The organism is Rhizobium sp. 1399 (genome assembly GCF_031455475.1).
In the GTDB taxonomy this organism is placed as follows: Bacteria; Pseudomonadota; Alphaproteobacteria; order Rhizobiales; family Rhizobiaceae; genus Rhizobium.
This window is the reverse complement of sequence record NZ_JAVDSU010000002.1, coordinates 610,445-634,073: the sequence shown is the minus strand read 5'-3', so window position 1 is coordinate 634,073 and position 23,629 is coordinate 610,445. Positions and strand designations below refer to the sequence as shown.

21 protein-coding genes are annotated in these 23,629 nt (G+C 61.3%); 8 read left to right on the top strand and 13 right to left on the bottom strand.

The features are described 5' to 3' along the window. Positions 1-131: 131 nt before the first annotated feature. From J2X71_RS09045 to J2X71_RS09005, 9 genes are read right to left on the bottom strand one after another with little or no spacing between them, the layout of a single operon-like run. Complete coding sequence (locus J2X71_RS09045; protein WP_310381438.1) at positions 132-1,016, bottom strand: intradiol ring-cleavage dioxygenase; 885 nt, start codon at positions 1,014-1,016, stop codon at positions 132-134. A 7-nt stretch (positions 1,017-1,023) separates the two neighbouring features. Beyond that, positions 1,024-2,778, bottom strand: coding sequence for an FAD-dependent monooxygenase (locus J2X71_RS09040; RefSeq protein ID WP_310381436.1), 1,755 nt, complete (start codon positions 2,776-2,778; stop codon positions 1,024-1,026). Next, positions 2,771-3,886: a branched-chain amino acid ABC transporter permease gene (locus tag J2X71_RS09035; protein WP_310381434.1), complete on the bottom strand. Its 1,116-nt coding sequence runs from the start codon at positions 3,884-3,886 to the stop codon at positions 2,771-2,773. The genes J2X71_RS09040 and J2X71_RS09035 overlap by 8 nt, the downstream gene beginning before the upstream one ends. A 9-nt stretch (positions 3,887-3,895) precedes the next feature. Continuing rightward, complete coding sequence (locus tag J2X71_RS09030; RefSeq protein ID WP_310381432.1) at positions 3,896-4,759, bottom strand: branched-chain amino acid ABC transporter permease; 864 nt, start codon at positions 4,757-4,759, stop codon at positions 3,896-3,898. Then, on the bottom strand, positions 4,746-5,468 hold the full coding sequence (locus tag J2X71_RS09025; protein ID WP_310381430.1) for an ABC transporter ATP-binding protein: 723 nt from the start codon (positions 5,466-5,468) through the stop codon (positions 4,746-4,748). Before J2X71_RS09025 ends, J2X71_RS09030 begins: the two co-directional genes overlap by 14 nt. Beyond that, positions 5,468-6,187 (bottom strand): ABC transporter ATP-binding protein, encoded by a 720-nt coding sequence (locus J2X71_RS09020; protein WP_310381428.1) that lies wholly within the window; start codon positions 6,185-6,187, stop codon positions 5,468-5,470. Before J2X71_RS09020 ends, J2X71_RS09025 begins: the two co-directional genes overlap by 1 nt. A 51-nt stretch (positions 6,188-6,238) precedes the next feature. Beyond that, positions 6,239-7,519 carry an ABC transporter substrate-binding protein gene (locus tag J2X71_RS09015; RefSeq protein WP_310381425.1) on the bottom strand — a complete coding sequence of 427 codons (1,281 nt, stop codon included), beginning with the start codon at positions 7,517-7,519 and terminating at the stop codon, positions 6,239-6,241. A 51-nt stretch (positions 7,520-7,570) separates the two neighbouring features. Further along, complete coding sequence (locus tag J2X71_RS09010) at positions 7,571-8,632, bottom strand: maleylacetate reductase (protein WP_310381423.1); 1,062 nt, start codon at positions 8,630-8,632, stop codon at positions 7,571-7,573. After that, positions 8,629-9,504, bottom strand: coding sequence for a dioxygenase (locus J2X71_RS09005; RefSeq protein WP_310381422.1), 876 nt, complete (start codon positions 9,502-9,504; stop codon positions 8,629-8,631). The genes J2X71_RS09010 and J2X71_RS09005 overlap by 4 nt, the downstream gene beginning before the upstream one ends. Before the next feature lie 98 nt (positions 9,505-9,602). On the opposite strand from J2X71_RS09005, the gene J2X71_RS09000 reads away from it, so the two are divergent. From J2X71_RS09000 to J2X71_RS08990, 3 genes are all read left to right on the top strand, one after another. Beyond that, on the top strand, positions 9,603-10,553 hold the full coding sequence (locus J2X71_RS09000; RefSeq protein WP_310381419.1) for a LysR family transcriptional regulator: 951 nt from the start codon (positions 9,603-9,605) through the stop codon (positions 10,551-10,553). An 81-nt stretch (positions 10,554-10,634) separates the two neighbouring features. Beyond that, a complete protein-coding gene (locus tag J2X71_RS08995) occupies positions 10,635-10,838 on the top strand; it encodes a hypothetical protein (RefSeq protein ID WP_310381416.1) in 204 nt (67 codons plus the stop codon). 8 nt (positions 10,839-10,846) lie between these two features. After that, a complete protein-coding gene (locus J2X71_RS08990; RefSeq protein ID WP_310381414.1) occupies positions 10,847-11,617 on the top strand; it encodes a methyltransferase domain-containing protein in 771 nt (256 codons plus the stop codon). A 366-nt stretch (positions 11,618-11,983) separates the two neighbouring features. Here J2X71_RS08990 and J2X71_RS08985 read toward each other — a convergent pair whose 3' ends face one another. From J2X71_RS08985 to J2X71_RS08970, 4 genes are read right to left on the bottom strand one after another with little or no spacing between them, the layout of a single operon-like run. Further along, a complete protein-coding gene (locus J2X71_RS08985) occupies positions 11,984-13,513 on the bottom strand; it encodes an ABC transporter substrate-binding protein (RefSeq protein ID WP_310381412.1) in 1,530 nt (509 codons plus the stop codon). Between the two features lie 27 nt (positions 13,514-13,540). Beyond that, a complete protein-coding gene (locus tag J2X71_RS08980) occupies positions 13,541-14,368 on the bottom strand; it encodes an ABC transporter permease (RefSeq protein WP_310381410.1) in 828 nt (275 codons plus the stop codon). After that, entirely contained in the window at positions 14,365-15,336 is a 972-nt protein-coding gene (locus tag J2X71_RS08975; protein WP_310381408.1) for an ABC transporter permease, read from the bottom strand. Before J2X71_RS08975 ends, J2X71_RS08980 begins: the two co-directional genes overlap by 4 nt. After that, positions 15,336-17,045 (bottom strand): ABC transporter ATP-binding protein, encoded by a 1,710-nt coding sequence (locus tag J2X71_RS08970; protein WP_310381406.1) that lies wholly within the window; start codon positions 17,043-17,045, stop codon positions 15,336-15,338. The genes J2X71_RS08975 and J2X71_RS08970 overlap by 1 nt, the downstream gene beginning before the upstream one ends. Positions 17,046-17,320: 275 nt before the next feature. Between J2X71_RS08970 and J2X71_RS08965 the strand changes: the two genes are divergently transcribed. From J2X71_RS08965 to J2X71_RS08945, 5 genes are read left to right on the top strand one after another with little or no spacing between them, the layout of a single operon-like run. Beyond that, complete coding sequence (locus J2X71_RS08965) at positions 17,321-18,034, top strand: SDR family NAD(P)-dependent oxidoreductase (protein WP_310381404.1); 714 nt, start codon at positions 17,321-17,323, stop codon at positions 18,032-18,034. A gap of 22 nt (positions 18,035-18,056) precedes the next feature. After that, the gene (locus tag J2X71_RS08960; protein ID WP_310381401.1) at positions 18,057-19,370 is read left to right on the top strand and encodes an FAD-binding oxidoreductase; all 1,314 of its coding nucleotides are present in this window, start codon (positions 18,057-18,059) and stop codon (positions 19,368-19,370) included. A gap of 37 nt (positions 19,371-19,407) precedes the next feature. After that, entirely contained in the window at positions 19,408-21,462 is a 2,055-nt protein-coding gene (locus tag J2X71_RS08955) for a hydantoinase/oxoprolinase family protein (RefSeq protein ID WP_222032795.1), read from the top strand. Next, a complete protein-coding gene (locus tag J2X71_RS08950) occupies positions 21,459-23,111 on the top strand; it encodes a hydantoinase B/oxoprolinase family protein (RefSeq protein ID WP_310381398.1) in 1,653 nt (550 codons plus the stop codon). Before J2X71_RS08955 ends, J2X71_RS08950 begins: the two co-directional genes overlap by 4 nt. 35 nt (positions 23,112-23,146) lie before the next feature. Further along, positions 23,147-23,569: a RidA family protein gene (locus J2X71_RS08945; protein WP_047522366.1), complete on the top strand. Its 423-nt coding sequence runs from the start codon at positions 23,147-23,149 to the stop codon at positions 23,567-23,569. Positions 23,570-23,629: the final 60 nt, after the last annotated feature.

Sequence of the window (23,629 nt, the reverse complement as noted above, 5' to 3'; positions counted from 1 at the left end):
AAACAGCCGCAGGTCTAATCCTCGCAATCTGAGCAATTTGCCGATGCGATTTACACAACGAGCGGCCGCTCAATTTGGTCTAGGGAACGCTTTTGACCAAATTGCCGCGACCAGTGAGGACCTGTCCCAACCTAAGACTTAGCTGGCGCCAGCACGAAATCGTGCTCGACCTGCCAGAATTTTCCCTCGAAGCCGAGCTCTCTGGCTCGAGCGGGATCCTCGGTCAACTTGAATTCCGCAAGAAGGCTCTCCTTCACGCCAAACACTGCGTCCGAATGGATGTAGGGATCGTTGGGATCAAAGATGTGCGTGACAAGCGTTTCGAACCCCGCCGCCTTGATGATGTAATGCAGATGCGCTGGCCTGTAAGGGTGCCGGCCGAGCGCGCCCAACATCTGTCCGACCGGCCCGTCATCGGGGATCGGATAATATTTGGGCTTGACCGCGCGGAACCAATAGCGCCCGTCCTCTCCCGTTCGGAAGACGCCGCGCAGGTTGAAATCCGGCTGGATACCTTGCTGCTGCACGTCATAGAAACCTTCGTCATTGGCCTGCCAGACATCGAGGGCGGCATTGGCGACAGGCTCGCCATCGGTACCCAGGATGCGGCCGCCGATGACCATATCCTCGCCCTTGTGGTCGAGGCAGATATTGGCACCCATCGGCAGTTCCGGCGCATCCGCGACATGGAACGGTCCGAGTACCGTGCTCTCCGAGGCGCCGGTGGGTTTGCGGTTGTTGATCGCATCGACCAGCATCGAAACGCCTAGCACATCCGACAGCAGGATGAATTCCTGCCGCCAGTCGGTACAGGTGTGGCCGGTACGCGTGAGGAAAAGGATCGCATCCATCCATTCCTCCTGCGTCGGTTCCAGTTCCTTCACCGCCTCGTGGAGCTTGCGGGTGACCACCTCCATGATCACCTTCAACCGCTCGCTCTTTGCCCCGCCATTGCGGCTGATGACGACGTCGACGGAATTCTCTTCGGTGAAATAACCGTTTTCTTCAGCACCCATGACGACCTCAGCGATCCAGGATTATTTTCAGGACGTGGCTCAGTTCGACTTCCGGTTCGGAGGCCGCCGCATGCGAACGCCAGGCGACATGGTGGTCGGGACGAACGAGCAAGGCGCCGGAATCGCTGATCTCGCGAGCGCGCGCCCAGTCTCCCGTCAGATCCTGCCAGGCCTGCCGGGGACCAATCTTATGGACGGCGATCGGCACGCCGAATTCCTTCGACAGCGCCTTTGCCGCTGAAACCCAGCCGTCGCCGCCGATTCCGGTCAGGATCGTGAAATGGCCATGACCGGTGAGATCGAGGCTTGAAACCTTTTCGCCCTGCGCCCCGAACAGCCAGACATGCGGCAGCCTTGCACCCGGCCATGTCGTCGGCTGGCAATGGAGTTCGGCGTCCTTTTCGAAGGCAGGCTCCGGTTGGCCGTCCTTGACGACCGCCTTCGATGCATAGCGATGGTTCATTTCGACGCCATGGGCGTCGAATTCATAGACCTTGTAGGCGATCGCATCGCGGATGGCGGCGCGCTGGCGCTCGGCGGCCTCGCCGTCATCGCAACGCGCGTCCATGTTCTGCTGCATCTTCACCGGATCAACGGAATCAAGAAGGCCAAGCGCCTTGAAGATCGGACCGAATTCCTCGATCGACTTGTTGGCGCGGGTGACGATCTGCTTGGCGATGGGTCCGCGCTCGGCCTGATAGCTGTCGAGAAGACCCATTCCCGCCTGCCCTCTGATCACCATGGCAAGCTTCCAGGCGAGGTTGAACCCGTCCTGGATCGAAGTGTTGGAACCGAGGCCGTTCGATGGCGGGTGTCGGTGCACAGCGTCGCCCATGCAGAAGACCCGGCCGCTCGACAGGGTCGTCGCATACATATTGTTGACCGTCCAGGTGGAAACCGACTTGATCTTCGGCTCAAGCTCGGGAACGCCGACCAGTTCACGCACGACCTTGGTGGCAAGGGCGTTGTCGACGGCAGGCGCCGGCTGGTTGATGTCGTAACCCCAGACGATCAGCCACTCATTCCACGGCCGCACCATGCGCACGAGACCCATGCCGATGCCGCCGACATCGGCACCCGGCTGCAGAACCCAGTAAAGCACGGAGGGGCGATGGGCGACATAGCGCGACAGATCCGCCTCGAAGAGGATATTCATCGAACCGGCCACACCCATCCGGCCCTCGAAGGTCAGGCCGGCATGTTCGGCGACCTTCGAATTGCCGCCGTCTGCGCCGACGAGGAATTTCGAACGGATCGTCACTTCCTTCCCCGTCAGGCGATCGAGGCATGTCGTCGTGACGCCGTCAGCATCCTGGACATGGCTCAGATATTCGGTCGACATGCGCGACTGGGCGCCGCGCGAGCAGGCCGTCTTGAAGAGCAGCGGCTCCATATAGGTCTGCGGCAGGTCGTTCATCCGCCCCGGCGAGGACAGGATATGTTCGGCGCGCGACAGCGGATGATTGCCCCAGCTCTGCATGCGGCCGATTTCCTCGCCGGCGACCGCCGTGCAGAAGACGTTTTGCCCCATCAGGTCCTGTTCGGTCGCAAACAGATAGGCCTCGTCTTCCACATCACGGCCGAGATCGCGCAGAACCTCCATCGTGCGCTGGTTAGTGATATGCGCGCGCGGCGTATTGGCGAGCCAGCGATAGCGATTGATCACGAGCGGCTCCAGACCGTAGCTCGCCAGCAATGCGGCAGTCGCCGAGCCAGCAGGTCCCGTTCCTATGATCAAGACGTCGGTGGTGATATCAGCCATTCGGCCCTCCCTTTTCATCTGGTAGAACAGATCCGCCCCTGAGCAGGCGGCGAACCGGAAAGAGTTCCCAACCTGTGCGGTCGGATATCAGCCCCCAGAGTCCCCGGGGCGCAAACAGCATGGTGACGATGGCAAGCGCCCCGAGCGCCAGAAGGTACCAGGAGCCGTAGGCCGAAAAGGCGTTCCGCAGGAAAAAGAAGACCAGCACGCCAAGGATCGGCCCTTCGATCGTGCCTATCCCACCGATGACCGTGATAAAGATGACATAGGCCGTCCAGTCGGTCAGCGAGAAGGCGGCATCGGGCGATATCCGCCCCTTCTGGAGATAGATGAGCGCGCCGATGATGCCGGTGATGAAGGCCGTAAACAGATAGATCATCGTCTTAAGCCGGCGTGCATCGACGCCGAGTGCACGCGCAGCCGTCTCGTTGTCGCGCACCGCGGCAAGCCCAAGCCCCTGACGGCTGCGCAGCAGCTTGTAGACGGTCGCAATCGTTGCGGCCGCGACGATCAGCGCAAGCCAGAAGGACAGGGCATCGGCTGCCGCGGCCGCCCGCATGCCGAACCAGTCTTCAAGCAGGGAGATGCCGAGCATGTCGCGGGTCGCATCCCGCGGCAGCGACGTACCGGTGCCACCGCCGAGCGTCTTCCATTGGGCAAGCAGCAGTCGCCCGACTTCAGCGATAACCCAGGTGCCGATCGCAAAATACGGGCCGTAGAGGCGAAAGGCGAAGAAAGCGGTCGGCACGGCAATCACCATGGCGGCGACGCCGGCAAGCGGGATGGCGAGGATCGGATTGAGCCCGGCCAGAATGACGAGGCCGAAGAGAGCATAGGCGCCGCAGCCGACAAAGAGCTGCTGGCCGACCGAAATCAGCCCCGCATAGCCGGCAAGCAGGTTCCAGCTCTGCGCCAGGGTCAGCATCGTCAGGATGAAGAACAGATCCTGCACCACGCCGCGTGACAGGAAAAGCGGTGCTGCCGCAAGGCCGGCGAGCACAACCAGGCAGACCAGCGAAAAGATCTGGGACAGCCGCGTGCCTGTTTCGATCCTCCAATCCGGGGATGCTTGACTATCGGTTGTCATGGTTTCCAAACCCGTGGTCATGGCGCGGCCTCAATCGACAGCGCGCGGAAAGAGGCCGCGCGGCCGCAGGAGCAGAACGATCAGGAAGGCGATATGCCCGGCAAGGATCTGCCATTCCGGATTGATGGCGGCCCCGATCGTCTGCGCAAGCCCGAGGATGACACCGCCGGCAAGCGTGCCCCAGAGCGATCCGAGACCGCCGATGATCACGGCTTCGAAAGCATAGATCAGCCGCGCCGGCCCGGCCGTCGGATCGAAATTCGCCCGCATGCCGAGATAGAGTGCGGCAACGGTCACGATCATCATCGCCAGTCCCGTGGCGATCGCAAAGATCGAATTCGGGCGGATGCCCATCAGGCCGGCGGTGACCACATCGTCCGAGGTGGCGCGGAAAGCGCGCCCGAGTGCGGTGCGATAGATGAGCTGATTCAGAGCGACAATCACCACGACAGCCGAGCCGAAAGTCAGAAGCGGCATCAGTCCGGCATTGATGCTGCCCAGTTGCAGCGAAGCAGTCTCAAGCGATCCGGCGGAAATCCTTCTGCTGTCGGCAGTGAAGACCTCCAGAAGACCATTCTGGATGACGATGGACAGGCCGAAGGTCACAAGCAGTGGCGGCAAGACATCCTTTCCGAGCGTGCGGTTGAGAAGGTGGTATTGCAGCAGCCAGCCGATCGCAAACATCAAGGGCGCCGCAATCAGCGCCGCAATGAATGGATCGAGGCCGAGCGACGAAACGAGAAGCAGGATCAAAAATGCTGCCAGCACGATAAGGTCGCCATGGGCAAGATTGACAAGCCGCATGATGCCGAACACCAGACTGAGGCCGGCCGCAAACAGGGCATAGAGCCCGCCGAGCAACACGCCCTGAAGAAGCGTATCAAGCCAGTTCATCGCTCTCCGCTCCAAAATAGGCTGCATGGATCTGGGTCCGATCAAGTTCGGCCGGGCGCCCGCTCAGGGTGATCCGTCCCTCCATCATGCAATAGACGCGATCGGCGACCTTCAGGGCCTGGGCGATATCCTGCTCGACGACGACGATCGCCATCCCGGATGCGCGAATGCGGCTGAAGGCTGCGTAGATATCCTTGATGACGACGGGCGCCAGACCGAGGCTGAGCTCGTCGCAGAGCAAGATCTCGGGGTTCGACATCAGGGCACGGCCGATTGCCACCATCTGCTGCTGGCCGCCCGAAAGCGCAGTCGCCGGATTGCTGTGCCTTTCCTTCAGGATCGGAAACAGCGTGTAGACGCTTTGCAGCGACCAAGGCCCGGATCGCTTGCAGCCGTAGCTGCCGACCTGCAGATTTTCTTCCACCGTCAGCGAGGCAAAGAGCTTGCGCCCTTCCGGCACGAGAGCGATGCCGCGGCGCACGACATCAAAAGAAGGCATTGCACCGATTGCCTCGCCCCGATGCAGGACCATATCCGCCCGGTTGGCAATCACACCCGCGACCGAGCGCATCAGCGTCGACTTGCCGGCCCCGTTGGCGCCGATGACGGCAATCGTCTCGCCGGCATCGAGATCAATGTCGATGCCGAAAACGGCCTGGAAGTCGCCGTAAAAGGCCGTCAGGCCGCGGGTTTCAAGAAGGCTTGCCATCAGACCTCCATGCCGAGATAGATAGCGCGCACCTCGTCCGAGGCCATGATCGCCTCCGGTGCACCGATGCCGACGACACGCCCGAAATTGAGGACCAGGATGCGCTCGGCGACAGCGGTCAGCGCGTGCAGCACATGCTCGATCCAGATGATGGTCATGCCGCGCTGGTGAATGCGCCTGATCGTCGCCACCAACTGCCGGCACTCGCCCTCCGTCAGGCCACCGGCGATTTCGTCGAGGAGCAGGAGCTTCGGCCGGGTCGCAAGCGCGCGGGCAAGCTCCAGCCGCTTGCGCTCCAAAAGGGTCAGCGATGCCGCCTGTCTGTTGGCCTTGGCGATCAGGCCGGTCTCGACCAGGATGTCGGCGCAGAAACCGGCGACATCGGCTTCGCTCGCCCGGGTGCCGAAAGCGCCTGCGACGAGCAGGTTTTCATAGACGGTCAGACGCTCGAAGGGCTGCGGGATCTGGAAGGTGCGGCCCATGCCGGCAAGGCAGCGCTGCATCGGCGGCGTATGAGTAACGTCCCGGCCGTCAAAGCGGATTGCCCCGCCCGCAACGGACAGATTGCCGTTGATCAGGTTGAAGAGCGTGGACTTGCCGGCACCGTTCGGCCCGATGACGCCGAGCGCTTCGGCCGGCTCGACCGAAAAGCGGATATCCTCGGCAACGACGAGCGCGCCGAAGGATTTCGAGACAGAATTGAGTTCCAGGATGGGCATCGGCCAATCTCCGCAAAGATCCGCCCGGCCGCAAAGCCGGGCGGATGTGCCTTACGCCAGCGCTTCGAGCTTGCCGCCGAGCGGCACGTTGGGGGCAAGGCCGTTTTCGACGACGATGAGATCGTAACCGCCGCCCGACTTCAGCCGCCACTGGCCGCCGACCAGCGGCGTCTTGGCGACGTTCTTCTGTGCGAAAGGCGGAAGTTTCTCATTGCCCCAGGCAATCGGTCCGACAAGCGTATCGAGCTTGGTCTCGCCGATCGCTTTCGCGACCGTATCACCGTCGCTGACATCGCCGGCGCGCTTCATGACATCGACGGCAAGCTCGAACAGTGCATGGGCAAAGCCGATCGGCTGCGTCCAGGGACGGCCGGTGGATTTCGTGAAGGCATCGGCGACGGCAGCCGTCGTCTCGCCCGTCAGTGACGATTTGAACGGATGGCTTGGTGTCCACCAGACTTCCGTCGACAGATTGTGGCCGGCATTGCCGAGCGCCTCAACCGTCTGCGGGAAGAGCAGCGCCTTGCCGATCGAGGCGATCTTCGGCTTCAGGCCCTGCTGCTTGGCCTGGTTCCAGAAGGTGGTGAGATCCGGCGGGATCATCACGCCGGTCAGAATATCCGTGCCGGCCTGCTTGAAGGCGTTGATCTGCGCCGAGAAATCGTCCGTCAGGTTCTGATAGCGCCCCGTGTCCGTCAGCCCATAGCCGAGCTTTTCAAGCACCGGCGGGAAGCCGACGACCTTGTCGCCCCAGGCATTGCCGTCCCCGTCATTCGGAAAGAGCCCGCCGATCTTCTTGTTGGTTTCGATCTGTCCCCACATGCCGGTGAAGACAGCAATGATATCCTCCAGGCCCCAGAAGAAATGATAGACATAGTCGAAGGGCTTCCAGGAAGCAGGATCGCCCGGATTGCCCTGCTGGCCGATGAACCAGGGCTGCCAGGGCGCGACCGTGGAAATGCAGGGCATGCCCTCACCTTCGCAGGTCGTCGAGACCGGATTGGTCGTTTCCGGCGTCGAGGAAACCAGCATCAGGTTGATCTGGTCATCGACGATCAGCTCCTTGGCGACTTCGGCAGCGCGGTTGGGGTTGGATTGGCTGTCCTTGACCACGACCTCATAGTTGAGGCCGAGCTTCTTGGTCGTCGCCAGGAAGGCATCGATGACGAACTTGTCGGCCTCTCCGAAGGCTGCAAGCGGACCGGTCTGGGGGCTGACATAGCCAAGCTTGATTGCCGCCGTCTGACCGATTGCCGGCGCGGCAAGGCTGGATGCGGCAATCGCTGCTCCGCCGGCTGCCGTCGTCTTCAGAAAATTGCGTCTCGTAAACATATGTCCTCCCATTGTCCTCTCCTCCCAAAGAGTGCGTAGTCAGGCAGACGATCAATCTGCCGGTCGGCGACCATCCCAGGCCTCCTGCAAAAGCGCCCTGATCGAATCCCGGTCGATCGGGCGCGGGTTCCAGTAGGGATTTTCAACGGCAATCGACGCCGCACCGTCGAGATCGGCCTCGGTCAGCCCGAATTCCTTGAGCGTCAACGGCGCGCCAATCGACTTGGCAAAATCCCACAGGCCGCCACCGATCGAGCCTGCGAAGAGATTGGCAGCTGGGGCAAGTTCTGCCGCTGCCGCCCTCGCGTTGAATGCAGCCGTATGCGGCAGCATCACCGCATGGGTTTCGGCATGCGGGGTGTCGAAGGAGCCGCCGAGCGTGTGGCAGATCTTGTGATGCAGCGCCATGCCGACCGTGCCAAGCACCGTGCCGCAGAGCCAGGCGCCATAGAGCGCTTCATTTCGGGCATCGGCATCGTCAGGTGCTGTTACGATTTTTGGCAGGCTTCTGGAAAAAGCGCGCAGCCCCTCGAGCGCCATCAGGGTCGAAATAGGATTACGATCACGTGCATAAAGGCCTTCGACGGCATGCGCCATGGCATTGAGGCCGCTCGTCACACTCATCGAAACCGGTAGCCCCAGGGTCAAGGCCGGGTCGTAGATGACGATTTCCGGCAGGATCCGTGCATCGCGCACGGTCGTTTTCCGACCGCCTTCCGTCTGGCCAAGAATGGGCGTGACCTCGGAACCGGCATAGGTGGTCGGCACGACGATCTGCAGAAGGTCGGTGCGATAGGCAATCGCCTTGCCGAGGCCGGTCGTCGATCCTCCACCGAGCGAGACCACGCAATCCGCCTCGGTTTCGGCCACCATCTTCATCGCGGTCTCGGTCACGTCGACCGGCGTGTGCATGGTAGCGCCGGCAAAAACACCGCAGGCAAGGGAGCCAATTTCGGTTGCCAGCGCCTCCGCATCCGCCCTTTGATGGGGCGTTGCAAGGACGAGCGCCCGCTTGCAGCCCGTCGTCACAATCCATTCGGCGACCTTGCTCCTGCTGCCGTCGCCGAAGACAATCCGGGCCGGACTGCCGGCAAAGGAAAACGCGCCGATCATGCCGCCCTCCCCGGTTTTGCCCGGACCATGACGAAGATAAGCTCCACCGCCTTTGCAGTCCGTCCGTCGACCTCGACGGGATCGAAAGAGGTGATGAGTTCGGGCCGCACGCCAAACAGCGCGTCTTCGTGCAGGTGCGGGTCGCTTGCGTCATAAACGTGCGTCGTAATCGTCTCGAAGCCCTTTGCACGCACGACGAAATGCAGATGCGCCGGCCGGCGCAAGGGATAACCGGCCGCAGACAGCAGCCGACCGACTGGACCGTCGGCCGGCACGCCGTAGCCGGACGGAACAATAGAGCGATAGGAAAAGCACCCCTCTACATCGGTTCTGAACAGGCCCCGCAGATTATGTTCGGGCTGGAGATCCGGTTGCTGGTTCTCGTAGAAGCCCTCTGCATTGGCCTGCCAGGTCACGACTTCAGCGCCTGCGACGGGCAGGCCGTCGAGATCCTGGACGCGAACCGACACCATAAGCGGTTCGCCGATACCGTCGAGCGAGATCGACGACGCCGAGGCACGTGCAGGCGCATCGGCGCGGAAGAAGGGGCCGCGGATGGTATTGGGGGTTGCCCCCTTCGGCCGGCGCGAATTGATGTCTTCGATAAGTGCCGAAGCGCCGATCAGGTCGGACAGAAGGACCCATTCCTGCCGGCGCTCGTCCGAAGCGTGACCGACCTCCGTCAGGAAAGCGATGAACCTTCGCCACTCGTCCTGGGTCGGCCGAAATTGCTTGATGAGGTCGTGCGCATGGGTCACGGCAGCTGCGAGCAACTCGACTAGCCTGGCGTCCCTGTCGGCAGAAAAACGCTCAGCGAAGGCTTCAGACGATGTCGCCTCGCTGAATGTGAGCGGTTGAGAGCGCCCCGCCATGCCAATCCTCCCCGACTTGCTCTGCGACGTGTGGGGAGAATAGCAGGCAGAGCCACATCGATTGATGATTTTGTTGAGAGATAATATAACGGATCGTTATGAAGATCGATGAGCGTCACCTGATCCAGCTCGCCGCCGTCGTCAAGACCGGCGGCGTTACCGAAGGCGCGGCTTTGCTGGGACTTGCACAACCTGCCGTCTCGCGCACCTTGTCCATGTTGGAAAAGCGCCTGGGCGAGCCGCTTTTCGTCAGGGGCCGTCGGCCCCTGCAGCCGACAGCCTTTGGCCTGGCGCTCGCCGAGCATGGTTTCGTCATGCTGGCGGCCTCCCGCAAGGCCTCCGATCTCGTCGAGAGTTTCAGGGTCGGCAAGAGTGGCGTCGTGCGCGTCGGCGGCACGCCTTTTTTCATGGATGGGCTGATTGCCGGAATCTGTGCGGAGTTTCAGTCGAGCCATCCCGATGTGCGCATCGACCAGAGCTACGGCTACTTCCCGGATCTCAGGGCAGCGCTGAAAGCCGACCAGATCGATCTCGCTATCTGCCCGATCGATATTCTCGATGAAGGCTCGGGGCTTGAGTTTCAACAGATTCTTCCCGGCCGCAACGTTGTCGCCTGCCGGGTCACGCACCCCCTGCTCTTGAAGCGGCGGCCGCAGCCGAGCCATCTTCTCGAATATCCCTGGGTCGCACCGCCACCGGGTAGTCCCTTGCTTGCGGATTTGCGCGCGCTGCTTCTTTCATTCGGCGCAACCGAGCTCAAGATCCGCTATTCGGGCGGTTCGCTGATGGCGGTGATCAACTATCTGAAGACCGCCGATGCACTGACAATCATGCCCCATAGTGTCGTCTTTGCGCAACGCAAGGACAAATCGATCACGGCTTTGCCAATCACCATTCCGCATCCCGAACGGGCATTGGCGATCCTCAGCCGTGTTGATGCGCCGCGCTCTCCCGCCGTCGACCAGTTTGCCACATTTGTCCGCTCTGGTTTCGAAAACTTGCGCCACCTCATCAAACGCCACGAAGAGGCGGTCGTTTGGGGTCTTTGATATGCCAGCCTCTCGATCGCTGAGGACTGTTGACGGCACCTCCGGGACCAGACATGGCATAGCCGGCTGAACGAGATCAAAGTGCCGCCTCCCGTCGTTCACGGCAACGATCCAGTTTTCCCCGTCGCGCACGGCAAGGCACTCGCGCGAGCTGTGGCGGACGCGAAGTTCGTGAAGATCGAAGGCGACGGCCATGAAATTCATTCCGAGGATTGGGAAACGATCATTTCTGCTATCGACGAACATGACGAACTCTCGTCAAGTGACCGAGGCAAAACCACGTGAGGATGGACATGTTGGATCGTGCTGACTTCTATGATGCAGAATTAAAGCGGCACAATGGGCATTTGCGTGCCGCCGCCTCCGTTGGAATACGTGACCGTGTGCTCGATATCGGTTGCGGGGCAGGACAAACGACGCGTGAGGCCGCCCGTGTCGCGGTGGAAGGCGAGGCGATCGGCGTGGATACTTCCACAGAGATGCTTGAGGTTGCGCGCCGCCGTTCCAACGAAGCGGGATTGCGAAACATTGCCTTTGAGCAGGGTGACGCCCAGCACCACGCATTTCTGGCTGCGGGCTTCGACCTCTGCATCAGCCGGTTTGGCGTCATGTTCTTTGCCGATCCGGCGGCAGCGTTTGCCAATGTAGCCCGCGCGATGCGTCCGGGCGCGCGCCTTGTATGGATGGTGTGGCAGAGCCAGGAGCGCAACGGTTGGTCTGGTGCCATCAGGCAAGCCTTGGCTCCGGGAATTGCGATTTCCGCACAGGCTTCCACGCCGTTTTCGCTTGGCGATCCCACCATCGCTGCAGAACTTCTCAAGACGGCCGGCTTTGTTTCGATCGATTTTATCGACGTGCGAGAACCAGTTTTCTACGGACCGGACGTCGATACGGCCTTTGACGCGCTCGTCGAGCTCTATCTTGTGAAGGACGCGCTGTCGCAAACCGGTGAAGCACACGACAAGGCGCTGCAGCGGCTGCGTGATCTGCTGGAGGCATATATGACCAAGGAGGGCGTACTCTTTGAGTCGCGCGCGTGGATCATTACAGCTCGCAGGGTATAAATCGGACGAGGAGATCTCCTCCTCAACATGCGTTTCGGTGGGCACTCGGTGTCGCCGATGAAGCTGTTCTGCTCATGCTCGGTGTGGCGCGAGACCTTCTCCCGTCGTTGCGGCACCCGCGCATGCGATCGCGAGCGGCCGTATCCTGATGGCCCACAACAGATCGCTGATCGAAGGCAAGGGAGACGATGACGGTGCAGGCAAAACCTCGTCGAACGCGCCGGCCCGGAGATGCTCAGAAGGTTGCGAGCTTATATGATGGGTTAGAACAAGGCGCGCTTCGGCACGCGATCGACGTCGGGATGGATCCGATGCGCGGCGAGGAGACGAGGCTACCGGACACCTTTGCGTCCGGTAGCCTCGTGTTCATTCGGCTTTGGTGTTCTCGATGCTGAGACCCGACTGGAATGTCAGGAAGCCGGGCATGTTCGTAAAACCGGTTACACCCTTCCTGACGGCGTAGTTCTGTTCGCGCCACATGAAGTAGACGAGCGGCGACAATTCGAGCGCTCTATCGACGAAGGCGTCATAGACTTTCGCTCTCTCGTCCTTGTCGATGGTTGCCCTGCCCTTGTCGAGCAACTCGTTGATCTGCGGATCGTTGAAGTAGGGGGAATTGTTGGTTCGCACGAGCTTGTCGCCGCCGTAGTAGTAATTGCTTAGCCAGTCGGCGTCGGTAATCTCGCCGAGGCTGCCGAGTACGGTAAAATCGTAGTCTGCAGCAGTTGCCTTGGCCATGCGACTTGCCCAGTCCGGCAGGTCGAGCTTCACCTTGATGCCGATTTTTGCAAGCTCCGACTGAATGGCGATCGCCGTATTCTGATGGAAGCTATATTGCGATGACGCGAGCAGTCGCGCCTCAAAGCCGTTCGGATATCCCGCCTTGGCAAGCAGTGCCTTGGCCTTCTCAATGTCATGCGAGAAATAGTTCGCCTTGGCTTCGGAATAGCCCATATAGCCCTTCGGAATGGCGATGCCGTAAATCGGGCTGCCCAGGCCATTGAAGGCGGTATTGATGATCACGCTGCGATCAACCGCATAGGCGATTGCCTGGCGAACTTCCGGCTTTGAAAACGGCTCGAATTTTGTATTGAACTGCAGTCCCATGAACGGGCCGGTGTTCCGCAAGAGCTCGGTATCGGGTCCCTTTTCAAGATCGGCAGCGTCCTTGGCCGGAACATAGTCGATGATATCGACGTCGCCCGATTTCAGTGCGTTCACCCGCGTATTCTCGTCGCTGTAGAAGACGTAGTGGACCTCGTCCAAATCCGGTTTGCCGGGCTTGTAGTAACCGTCATATTTTTTGACGACGATCTCTCGCCCGCGCGTCCAGCCGGCGAATTTGAAGGGGCCGGCGCCGATCGGCGAGGCGGTCGGATTATCGGCATTCTTTGCGAGCCACGCCGCCGGCACAATGACGGATTCCGGCAGCGCAAGATAGTCGACGAGCGCAACCGATGGGCTCGAAAGGGTCAGCTTCACGGTCTTTTCGTCCGGCGTTTCGATCTTGGAAATGATCGAAAGCTCGTTGCGGAAGGCGGCTTTTCCCTTAGGGTCGAGAATTCTCTCCAGAGAGGCTTTCACATCGGCAGCGGTTACGGGAGAACCATCATGAAAGGTGGCCTTTCGCAGATGGAAGGTGAATTCCTTTGCGTCGGGGCTGATATCGTAGCTTTCGGCAAGTTCCGGTGTGATCTTTCCGTCGACACCATAATTTACAAGTCCGCGATGGATCGCCAGCTTGACGGTGCGGCCGGATGTACCGGGCTGGATGACTGTGTCGAGGGTCGACGGCTCTCCCGAAAGGCCGAAGTAAAGGGTGCCGCCTGCGAGCGCACTCGTCGCGGTCAGACCCAGAAGGCTCGCAGCGAGAGCCATTTGGAGAATTCTCTTCATGATGTTCCCTTTCTTTGTTGAAGATTGTCAGTTTTCGCGAAGTCTCGGATCGAGATGGTCGCGAAGCGCATCGCCGAGGACGTTGATGGCGAGAACGGTGAGCGCGAGGCACACGGAGGGCCAGACCACATACATCGGATTCTGGCTGAGATAGCCGCGCGCCGTGCCGATCATCTGCCCCCATGATGGTTCGGGCGGCACGATGCCGAGACCGAGAAAACTCAGGCCGGATTCGAGCAGGATCGCCGCTGCGATCGTCAATGTTGCCTGAACGACCAGTGGCGACAGAATATTGGGCAAGATCGCTCGCAAGACGACGCGAAGGTAGCGCGCGCCCATGGCGTGCTCGGCTTCCACGAATTCCTGCCTGATCACCTGGAGGGTCGCCGATTGCGCAACGCGCGCGAACTGCGGGATGAAGATGATGCCAATGACCACACTGAGGCTGACGACACCACTGCGCCAGAAACCGACGGCGAGCAAGGCAAGCAGGATTGCCGGGAAACTCAGCATGATATCGACGCCACGCATGACGAAGAAGGCGAGCACCGGCCGGCTGTAGGCGCCGACAATACCACAGGCCGTGCCACCTATGGCGGCGATGATGGTGGAGATGACCGCTACCAGGATCGTCGGACGGATGCCGACAAGGAGACGCGATAGGATATCTCGGCCGAACTCGTCGGTGCCGAGCAGGTATTGCGTCGAACTCGCCTGGTTGACCGCGTTCTGGTTGATGGCGAGCGGATCGTGCGGGGCGAGAATGGGCCCCGCCAGTGCAATCGCGAGAACCACCGTCACGACAAGCAGACTGGAGGCAACGAGCGGTCGGCGAAAAAGAAAGGTCGTCTTCATGCGCGTTTCCGGCGGATGCGTGGATCGAGCAGGCTGTAGAGGATGTCGACGCACAGATTGATCAGGATGAACAGTGCCGCAATGGTCAGGATGCTTCCTTGGACCAGGGGATAGTTGCGGTTCGAAACGGCCGTGACGAGAAGAGTGCTCAATCCCGGCCAGTTGAAGAGGGCCTCGACCAGGACTGTGCCACCCATCAGGTTGCCAAGTTGCAGACCGATGATCGTGACGATCGGGATCGCTGCATTGCGAAGGACGTGAAGCCAGATCACGCGGCGTTCGCGCATTCCCCTCGCCCGCAGAGACCGCACAAAATCACGACCCAGGATCTCCAACATCGAAGAGCGCGTCATGCGGGCGATCGAAGCGGCGAGCCCGAGGCCGAGAGTAACTCCCGGTAAGGTCAGCTTCTGAAAATGCAGGAACGCATTTCGGGAAATGTCGGTGTAGCCGCTCGAAGGCAGCCATCCGAGCTGGAGGCTCAGCAGCAGAATAAGAAGCGACCCGAGAATATAGACAGGCACTGAAATGCCGAGTGTCGAGAGCGAAGTCAAAAGACCGTCGAGAAAACGTCCGCGTCGCAGGGCGGCCGCAATGCCGACCGGCACACCGATGATGGCGGCAAGGACGATCGCAGCACTGGCAAGCTCGATGGTCTTGGGAAGGCTGGAGGTTACGTACTCGACGACGGGAACGCCATCGAGAGAGTTGCCGAGATCGCCGGTCGCGGCATTGCCGAGCCATTTGAGATATTGGGAGAGGACGGGCTGGTCGAGACCCAGCTGCTGACGCATCGCGGCAACTGTTTCCGGAGAGGGATTGCTCTCCGGCCCCAGCAGCAACAGCACCGGATCGCCCGGCATGATGTACATGATGGAAAATACGAGGGTCGCGATGACCCATAGCTGGACGAGCGCCGTAATGAGCCTTGATCCCAGCGTGATGACAAATGTCGATAGGGTCTCCATCAACGCGCCTCCAGAGCGGTTAGCTGCGCCGTGCCGATCTTCGGCACGGCGCTGAGAAGCGTACGGGTGTATTCAGCCTTGGGATTGTCGAAGACGTCTGCGGCAGGGCCGGTTTCGACGATCTTACCCTTCTGCATCACTGCGATCGTGTCGCTGACGTGGCGCACGACCGACATGTCATGCGAGATGAACAGGTAAGTCAGGTCGAATTCGTCCTGCAGATCCTGCAGCAGGTTGAGGACTTGCGCCTGAACGGACACATCGAGCGCCGAGACGGCCTCGTCGCAAATCAAAAGCTTCGGGTTGAGGGCAAGAGCGCGGGCGATGACAATGCGCTGACGTTGGCCACCCGAGAACTCGTGCGGATAGCGGCGCATGGCGTTGCGGGGCAAACCGACGGCGTCGAGAAGCTTCGCGACCGTTGCCTCACGATCGCGTCCTTTCTCGTGGATGTCGATCGGCGCGGCGACAAGGTCGGTCACCGTCTGTCGCGGATTGAGAGAGCCATAAGGGTTCTGGAACACCAGGGCGAAATCGCGACGCGCTGCACGCAGTCGATCGCGGTCAAGCGAGACGAGATCGCGACCCTCAAATTCGATGGAGCCGCTGTCCGGTTCCATCAAACGCATGACGAGCCGAGACAAGGTCGATTTTCCGCAGCCCGATTCACCGACAAGACCGAGCGTCGAGCGGGCCGGGATTGCGAGACTGACGTCGTCGACGGCTCTAAATGCCTGCGGCGCTGAAAGGGCGCTCTCACGAGTCCAGAAGGTCTTTGTCAGGTTCTGGATGTTGAGTAGCGTCGCGCCTTCCGGCTCCGACGCAGGTCGCGCCTTAAGCGCCGATCGGGCCTCGACGATACTTGAGATCGCACCGCGCTCATCCCTGCCAATCACGGGCAGACGGCTCTTCGGTGCGGAGACAGACGGCATCGAGGCGATCAGCGCCTTGGTGTAGGCGCTGCGCGGCGACACAAAGAGATCGCTTGTGGTGGCCTCCTCCATGAGATCACCTCGGTAGATGACGGCAACGCGGTCAGCGACCTCGTAGATGACCCCGAGATCATGCGTGATGAGCAGAATGGCGGCGCCGATTTCCTGGTTGAGGCTGCGCAGCAGACCGAGCACTTGCTTCTGTACGGTAACGTCAAGGGCTGTGGTCGGTTCATCGGCGATGATGACATCCGGCTTGCAGGCGACCGCCATGGCGATCATGACACGCTGGCACTGTCCGCCCGAGAGTTCGTGAGGATAGGAGCGCATGCAGCGCGCCGGATCAGAAATCCCCACTCGGGCCAGCAGATCGCGGGCCCGTTCCCCGGCCTGCCGGCGGTTCACGCGCTCATGTAGCAGGATCGCCTCAATGATCTGGCTTCCACAGGAAAACACCGGGTCGAGTGACGCCATCGGATCCTGAAAGATCATCGAGATGCGCTTGCCGCGCAGCTTTCGCAGAACGTCGGGCCTGGCTGTCAGCAAATTCGCGCCGGCGAAGTCGACACGTCCGCTCGTCACGACCGCATTGCGCGGCAGCAGGCCCATCGCAGCCAGCGACAGGATGGTTTTCCCGCTGCCGCTTTCGCCGACGAGGCCCAGAATTTCACCGGATGTCAGCGATAGTGACACGCCGTTGACCGCGGCGCGCAGGCCCTCGCCCGTCTTGAAGGCGACGGAAAGATTGTCGATTCTCAGAATTTCCCTACCCGGCATACCGCGATCCGATCTGCGATTTCTGCCCTCCATTGCCGGAGAGCCCGTTCCCGTAGTTTTTGAGCGCTTATGCGCATATTTTGAATTATTAAGGCACAAAGCGCCAAACTCCGTCAAGCATACGTTTGTATTTTGGGAGAAACTTTTCCTTGGTGGGAGTTTTTGAAGCTTTTTTGAGATTTCTACCAAATTCCAGCTTGTCAGAAATGAAAAGCCCGCTTACCGTCAATGCAAACGAATGCGCGACCGGGCAGTCACGTCAGGGGGAATGGACAATGACACCAGAACATCACTCACGCGTGGCGCTGATTTCAGGGGCGAGCCGTGGCATTGGGCTCGCAATCGCCCGCGAACTCGTCGAACATGGTTATCGGCTCAGCCTCGGCGCCCGCGACGTCAAAGCGCTGGAGGCGCAGCTCGGCCCGGAAAATGATCGGCTGCACTATGCACATTTCGATGCCTACGATCCGGTAACGTCTGAGCAATGGGTGGCTGCTGCTGCCGCGAAATTTCAAAGGATTGACGCTCTCGTCAACAATGCCGGCCTCGGTGAGCGCGTGTCGCTCATGGACGATAACGACGAGGCGCTCGACCGGCTCTGGGCCGTCAATGTAAAGGCGCCACTGCGCCTCACCCGTCTTTGCATGCCCCACCTCGAAGCGACGGGCGCCGGACGTATCATCAACGTCGCTTCGCTGTCCGGAAAGCGGGTCAGAAACGCCTTCGTCGGCTACAACATGACCAAGTTCGCGCTGATGGGGCTGACCCATACGACACGCCATGTCGCCTGGGAAAAGGGCGTGCGGGCAACGGCGATCTGCCCGAGCTTCGTGCGCACCGAAATGAGCGCCTACACGAACAAGGTCACGCCCGATGAGATGATCCAGCCGGAAACCCTGGCCTCGCTCGTGCGCACCGCGATCGAGCTTCCCAACAATGCAGCAATGGCTGAGATGCTGGTGAATTGCCGGCTCGAAGACATGCTGTGATCAATGCCCGCGAGATAGAACTATGTCACGTATTATTCCCGACGCCGTCCCCTCCGCTCAGGCCCTGCCGGCAAAGGTGGATGTCGTCGTCATCGGCGGCGGAATCGTTGGCGTCTCCACGGCGCTGGAGCTGGCCGAACGCGGTGTATCCGTTGCGGTTTGCGAAAAAGGTCTTATCGCGGGCGAACAGTCGGGTCGCAACTGGGGCTGGGTGCGGCAGATGGGGCGGGAACCCTCCGAACTGCCTCTCGCCATCGAAAGTCTTTCTCTGTGGAAGGGTATGAACGCGCGCACCGGCGAGGAAACCGGATTCCGGCAGACCGGCATCGCCTATCTTTGCCGCAACGCACGCCAGGAGGCTGAATACGAGGCCTGGCTGGTGCATGCGCGCGATTTCGGCCTCGATTCCAGACTGCTGAGAAGCGAGGAATTGGGCCAGCACCTGCCCGGCATGACCGGAGGGTTCACTGCCGCCCTGCATACCTCCACCGACGGCCGTGCCGAACCGTTCAAGGCGGCTCCGGCGATTGCCCGTGGTGCCATCCGCGCAGGCGCCCACGTGATCACCGGCTGCGCGGTCCGGTCCATCGAGCGCTCGGCAGGTGCTGTCAGCGGTGTGATCACCGAACGCGGACGTATCGCCTGCTCCTCGGTCGTCCTGGCCGGCGGCGCCTGGTCGCGGCTCTTCAGCGGGAATATGGGGATTGATTTTCCGCAGTTGAAGATCCTCGGTTCCGTGGCACGGGCCACTTCGGTCGACGGCGTGCCCGAGCTGCCGGTCGGCGCGGACAATTTCTCCTTCCGGCGACGGTTGGACGGCAGTTTTTCGATTGCCATGCGCAACGCCAATATAGCGCCCATCGTGCCCGACAGCTTCCGCCTGTTCGCCGACTTCGTGCCAACGCTTATTAAGAGCTGGCGCGAGCTGAAACTTCGGGTGGGCAATCGGTTCATCGAAGAGTGGCGGACACCCAGCAACTGGGCTCCAGACGAGATCACGCCTTTCGAACAGGTGCGTATTCTCGATCCCGTACCTTTCGAGCGCTTCAACCGGGAGGGCCTTGCACATCTGGTCAAGGCATTTCCGGCCTTTGCCGAGAGCCGGATCACGCAGAGCTGGGCCGGCTTGATCGACGTAACGCCGGATGCGGTTCCGGTCATCTCTCCGGTCGGCGGCATTCCCGGCTTCTTCATTTCCAGCGGCTTCTCCGGACATGGGTTCGGCATCGGTCCCGGTGCCGGAAAGCTGATGGCCGACATCGTCACCGGCGCGCGGCCCTGCGTCGATCCCGCGCCATTCCGTTTCGATCGTTTCAAGAAGACCAAGGCGGCCTGATCCGCTCGCTAAAACCTTGGCCACAGAGGGTGAAGACATGGCATTGAGAATTGGAGTTGATTCCGGAGGCACGTTCACCGACGTCTGCCTGTTCGATGACGAAACCGGCAAGCTCGACATCTGGAAGGTACCGTCGACACCGGACGATCCTTCACGCGGAATTGCAAGCGGCGTCTCGGAGGGGCTCGCGACCGTCGGCAGCACCGCAGCACATGTGGCCTTTCTCGGTCACGGAACCACCGTCGCCACGAACGCGCTGATCGAGCTGAAAGGCGTCGCAACCGGGCTGATCACCACCGATGGCTTCCGCGACCTGCTGGAGATCGGCCGCCAGAAGCGCCCCAGCCTCTACGACATGAATGCCGAGAAGCCGGAAACCCTCGTCAGCCGCGACCGCCGGCAGGAAGTTCCCGAACGTCTCAAATGCGATGGCTCAACGGATCGCTCGCTCGACGAGGAAAAGCTGCGCGCGGCCGTGCGCAAGCTCGCCGAGGAGGACGTCAAGGCAATCGCGGTTTGTTTCCTCTATGGCTTCTTAAACAGCGCCCACGAGCAGCGCGTGGTCGACATCCTCCGCGAAGAAATGCCCGATGTCTTCATCAGTGCCTCGCATCAGGTGGCACCGGAGTTTCGCGAGTACGAGCGCATGTCAACGACGGTCGTGAATGCCTATCTCGGTCCGGTGATGCAGCGCTATATCGACAGGCTCAAACTGCGCTTGAGCGAGCTCGGCGTGCCGGTCGCCCCGCAGCTGACCCAGTCGAACGGCGGCGTCATCGGCTTTGACATGGCCGCACAGCTTCCGGTCCGCACCGTCCTTTCCGGCCCGAGCACCGGCGTCGTGGCGGCCCAAGCAGTCGGACGACTGGCCGGCTTCGACAATATCATCACCTTCGACGTCGGCGGAACGTCGAGCGACGTGGCGCTGCTGCAGGGCGGCATCTGCAAGCTCACCGGAGAGGCCAACGTGCATGGCTATCCGATCAAGGCGCCGATGCTGGACATCCATACCGTCGGGGCCGGCGGCGGCTCGATCGCCTTTGTCGACAGCGGCGGCCTTTTGAAGGTCGGTCCGCGCTCGGCAGGGGCGGATCCCGGACCGGTCTGCTACGGACGCGGCAATACGGAGGCGACCGTCACCGATGCGAACATCGTCCTCCAGACCCTCAATCCCGTCGAAATCCTCGGCGGACGCATGAAGGTCCGGCGCGACCTCGCGATCGAGGCTGTGCAGCGCCTGGCCGATCAGCTCGGACTCGGCCTGATGGAGACGGCGCAGGGTATCATTTCAGTCGTCACGGCGAACATGGCAAAAGCGATCCGTCTGATCAGCGTGCAGCGCGGCCATGATCCGCGCGACTACGCGCTGATGGCATTCGGCGGCGCGGGGCCTCTTCACGCTGCTCGGCTCGCCAAGGAACTCGACATGAGCCGCATCATCGTGCCGCTCACGCCCGGCACGCTCTGCGCCCTTGGCCTGCTTTTGACCGATCTGCGTTCCGATTTCGCCATCTCTCGCCTGATGAAGGTCGATGAGAACGCAGTCGAGCCGATGATCAGCGGTTTCCAAGCGCTCGAAGCCCAGGCAGGAGCCTGGTTTGATCAGGAAGACATCGAGGCCGAGCGGCGTGTCGTCAATCGGACCGCCGACATGCGTTATGTCGGCCAGAACTATGAACTGCAGGTCTCTGTACCTGCGGGCACGGTGGGACCGGATACTCTTGCCGCCCTGGTCAAGGGCTTCGAGCAGGCACATCTGCAGCGCTTCGGTTTCATCGCCGAGGGCGAGGCGATCCAGATCGTGACGTTGCGGCTCGAGGCGGCCGGTGTCGTCAACAAGGCCGAGCTCGCCTCATTGCCGGATGCTGGCCCATCCTGTGACGGCGCCGTCATCGGCTCGCGGCAGGTCTATATGGACGAGGCCAAGGATTTCCTGCCCTGCCCTGTCTATGCCCGTGAAAAACTGAAACCAGGCAACCGCATTGCCGGTCCGGCAATCGTCGAGCAGATGGACACCACCACCGTCATCCTCCCGGACATGCAGGCGACGGTCGACCCCTATCTCAACCTCATTCTGGAGACACGGGCATGAGCAAGATCGACCCGATCACCGTGGAAGTCATCGGCAGCGCGCTGACATCGATCGTCGAGGAGATGGGAGAGGCGCTGGTGCGTGCCAGCTACTCGACCAACATCAAGGAGCGGCGCGATTGCTCGACCGCCCTCTTCGACCGGCACGGAAACACCCTGTGCCAGGCCGAGCACATTCCGATGCACCTCGGCAGCTTCATCGGTATCATCCCGCATATCAACAAGCGCTTCGCCGCCGACGATATCAAGCCGGGTGACGTGTTCATGGGCAACGACGCCTACGAGGGCGGCGCAACGCATCTGCCGGATATCGTACTCGCAGAACCCATCTTTCATGGCGAGACGATGGTTGGATGGGCCGTCAATACCGCCCACCACGCCGACTTCGCCGACCGCGGCCACGCCCATATCTATCAGGAGGGTCTGCGCATCCCGCCCGTTCGGCTCTATCGCCAGAGCCAGTTGCAGAAGGATCTGCAGGACATGTTCCTGCTGAACTGCCAGGTCCCGCACGAGCGGTTGTCGGACCTGCGCGCTCAGATGTCAGCCAACCGGCTTTGCGTCCAGCGCATGCAGGATCTCTGCACGAAATACGGCGCGGATCTCGTTCTGGCGGCCGGCGACGCCCTCCAGGACTATGCAGAGCGCAAGATGCGCGCCGGCATCGCCGCCATTCCCGACGGGGTCTACAGCTTCACGGACTACTTCGACAGCAACCAGTTCTCCGATATCATGGAGCTCAAGGTGGACATCACCATCAGTGGCGATGCGATGCACATCGCCTTCGATGCGCCGCCGCAGGTCCCCGCCGGGCTGAACGTCATTTACACGGCCCTGCTTGCGACCTGCTACTATGCCGTCAAGGCGGTCATCGACCCGACCATCCTGCCGAACGCCGGTCTGTCGCGGCCGATCAGCGTGAAGGCGCCACACGGATCGCTGCTCAACTGCAAGCACCCTGCAGCTGTCGACGGACGTATCGCCGCTTGCCAACGCGTTGCCGACCTTGTCCAGGGCGCACTGGCGAAAGCTTTGCCCGGCAGGGTAACGGCTGCAGGCAATGGTGCCTGCACCGGCGCTCTCTTCACTGGCACACGTGAAGATGGTTCGCTCTGGGTCTATCTCGAGACCATCGGCGGCGGCGGTGGGGCGCGTCCAACGGCAGACGGGCTGAGCGGCGTCCATGTCCATATGACGAATACCTCCAACCTTCCGGTCGAAGCGCTCGAGCTGGAATATCCTCTGACGCTGCTGCGCTATGAACTCGTCAACGGCTCGGCCGGGGCCGGCACATGGCGCGGCGGCATGGGGCTGCGGCGCGTCTATCGCATCGAGGCCGATTGCCGGTTCAGCGTCGAGGGTGGACGGCTGTCAGTCTACCCCTGGGGACTTGAAGGCGGTCTGCAGGCTACCGGTTCGCATTTTGATTTCGGAAACGGCCAGCAGAACCTGCCGGGAACCGTGCAGTTGAAGGCGGGACAGGTGGTCGAGCTGGTGACCCCCGGCGGCGGCGGTTACGGCGAGCCCTCCGGCCGGTCCCTGGAGGCCATTCGCCGCGACATCAAGGAAGAGCGCATCACGGCCGAATTTGCCGGACGGATCTACCGCCTCGGCGCCGAGCAAACACCTCATCGGGCGGCAACCGCCTGATCGTTTAATCCCACATCAAAGGAAGGATCTTACCCGTGGTAAAGGTGACCAAAGTCAAATCCGGCAGCCTCTATGAGGAAAAGGAAAGCTATTCGCGCGTTGTCGCAGTCGACAACTGGGTGTTTGTGTCCAACACCGCCGGACGCAATTACAAGACCCGCGAGATGTCGACCGACCCGGTCGAACAGGCCAAGCAGTGCTTCCATAATATCGAGGGCGCCCTTGCGGCGGTTGGCGCAACTCTTGCCGACGTCGTGCGTTCGCGCGTCGTCATTCCGAACGTTGCCGATGCTCCCGCCGTTATGGCCTATGTCGGCGAAAAGTTCCGAGGCATCGACCCTTGCAGCACGGTCACCTGCCCGCCGCTCGGCGGTCCGGATTTCCGCGTTGAAATCGAGGTGACCGCCTACAAGGGCGTGGGCGCTGCCGGCTCGGAATATATCAACGTCACTCTGTAACGAGATCATCATCGGCCGCCCGGCGCGCTCGGGCGGTCGACCACTAGAGGTGGCGGTCGA

What these genes read in the sequence shown, in the direction of transcription:
- J2X71_RS09045 (WP_310381438.1), bottom strand. Translation starts at nt 1,016, where the DNA reads ATGGGTGCTGAAGAAAACGGTTATTTCACCGAAGAGAATTCCGTCGAC.
- J2X71_RS09040 (WP_310381436.1), bottom strand. Translation starts at nt 2,778, where the DNA reads ATGGCTGATATCACCACCGACGTCTTGATCATAGGAACGGGACCTGCT.
- J2X71_RS09035 (WP_310381434.1), bottom strand. Translation starts at nt 3,886, where the DNA reads ATGACCACGGGTTTGGAAACCATGACAACCGATAGTCAAGCATCCCCG.
- J2X71_RS09030 (WP_310381432.1), bottom strand. Translation starts at nt 4,759, where the DNA reads ATGAACTGGCTTGATACGCTTCTTCAGGGCGTGTTGCTCGGCGGGCTC.
- J2X71_RS09025 (WP_310381430.1), bottom strand. Translation starts at nt 5,468, where the DNA reads ATGGCAAGCCTTCTTGAAACCCGCGGCCTGACGGCCTTTTACGGCGAC.
- J2X71_RS09020 (WP_310381428.1), bottom strand. Translation starts at nt 6,187, where the DNA reads ATGCCCATCCTGGAACTCAATTCTGTCTCGAAATCCTTCGGCGCGCTC.
- J2X71_RS09015 (WP_310381425.1), bottom strand. Translation starts at nt 7,519, where the DNA reads ATGTTTACGAGACGCAATTTTCTGAAGACGACGGCAGCCGGCGGAGCA.
- J2X71_RS09010 (WP_310381423.1), bottom strand. Translation starts at nt 8,632, where the DNA reads ATGATCGGCGCGTTTTCCTTTGCCGGCAGTCCGGCCCGGATTGTCTTC.
- J2X71_RS09005 (WP_310381422.1), bottom strand. Translation starts at nt 9,504, where the DNA reads ATGGCGGGGCGCTCTCAACCGCTCACATTCAGCGAGGCGACATCGTCT.
- J2X71_RS09000 (WP_310381419.1), top strand. Translation starts at nt 9,603, where the DNA reads ATGAAGATCGATGAGCGTCACCTGATCCAGCTCGCCGCCGTCGTCAAG.
- J2X71_RS08990 (WP_310381414.1), top strand. Translation starts at nt 10,847, where the DNA reads ATGTTGGATCGTGCTGACTTCTATGATGCAGAATTAAAGCGGCACAAT.
- J2X71_RS08985 (WP_310381412.1), bottom strand. Translation starts at nt 13,513, where the DNA reads ATGAAGAGAATTCTCCAAATGGCTCTCGCTGCGAGCCTTCTGGGTCTG.
- J2X71_RS08980 (WP_310381410.1), bottom strand. Translation starts at nt 14,368, where the DNA reads ATGAAGACGACCTTTCTTTTTCGCCGACCGCTCGTTGCCTCCAGTCTG.
- J2X71_RS08975 (WP_310381408.1), bottom strand. Translation starts at nt 15,336, where the DNA reads ATGGAGACCCTATCGACATTTGTCATCACGCTGGGATCAAGGCTCATT.
- J2X71_RS08970 (WP_310381406.1), bottom strand. Translation starts at nt 17,045, where the DNA reads ATGCCGGGTAGGGAAATTCTGAGAATCGACAATCTTTCCGTCGCCTTC.
- J2X71_RS08965 (WP_310381404.1), top strand. Translation starts at nt 17,321, where the DNA reads ATGACACCAGAACATCACTCACGCGTGGCGCTGATTTCAGGGGCGAGC.
- J2X71_RS08960 (WP_310381401.1), top strand. Translation starts at nt 18,057, where the DNA reads ATGTCACGTATTATTCCCGACGCCGTCCCCTCCGCTCAGGCCCTGCCG.
- J2X71_RS08955 (WP_222032795.1), top strand. Translation starts at nt 19,408, where the DNA reads ATGGCATTGAGAATTGGAGTTGATTCCGGAGGCACGTTCACCGACGTC.
- J2X71_RS08950 (WP_310381398.1), top strand. Translation starts at nt 21,459, where the DNA reads ATGAGCAAGATCGACCCGATCACCGTGGAAGTCATCGGCAGCGCGCTG.